This is a genomic window from Halalkalibacterium ligniniphilum (genome assembly GCF_000334155.1).
Lineage (GTDB): Bacteria > Bacillota > Bacilli > Bacillales > Bacillaceae_D > Halalkalibacterium > Halalkalibacterium ligniniphilum.
On record NZ_ANNK01000183.1, the window covers coordinates 1 to 388 of the forward strand.

The following is a 388-nucleotide window of genomic DNA, read 5'->3' on the forward strand; positions in this document are numbered from 1 at the left end:
TAGCTCAATTGGTAGAGCAACTGACTTGTAATCAGTAGGTTGGGGGTTCAAGTCCTCTGGCCGGCACCATCTTCTTTACACTTATTGACGTATTAAAACATATTGTGTATTATAGATATTGTTGCTTTTGGAGGGGTAGCGAAGTGGCTAAACGCGGCGGACTGTAAATCCGCTCCCTAAGGGTTCGGCGGTTCGAATCCGTCCCCCTCCACCATTTTTAGGGGCATAGTTTAACGGTAGAACAGAGGTCTCCAAAACCTCCGGTGTGGGTTCGATTCCTACTGCCCCTGCCAAACAAAACTATAATTATATGGCGGGTGTGGCGAAGTGGTTAACGCACCGGATTGTGGTTCCGGCATTCGTGGGTTCGATTCCCATCAGCCGCCCC

General features: G+C 49.5%; 3 tRNA genes. All 3 read left to right on the forward strand.

What is annotated here, in order from left to right:
* Nucleotides 1–129: 129 nt before the first annotated feature.
* The 3 genes from BLT_RS0121045 (at nucleotide 130) to BLT_RS0121055 (ending at nucleotide 386) form a co-directional block, all read left to right on the forward strand.
* Nucleotides 130–214: transfer RNA gene (locus tag BLT_RS0121045), tRNA-Tyr, on the forward strand.
* Between the two features lie 5 nt (nucleotides 215–219).
* Nucleotides 220–293, forward strand: a tRNA-Trp gene (locus BLT_RS0121050).
* A gap of 20 nt (nucleotides 294–313) precedes the next feature.
* A tRNA-His gene (locus BLT_RS0121055) sits at nucleotides 314–386 on the forward strand.
* Nucleotides 387–388 lie beyond the last annotated feature (2 nt).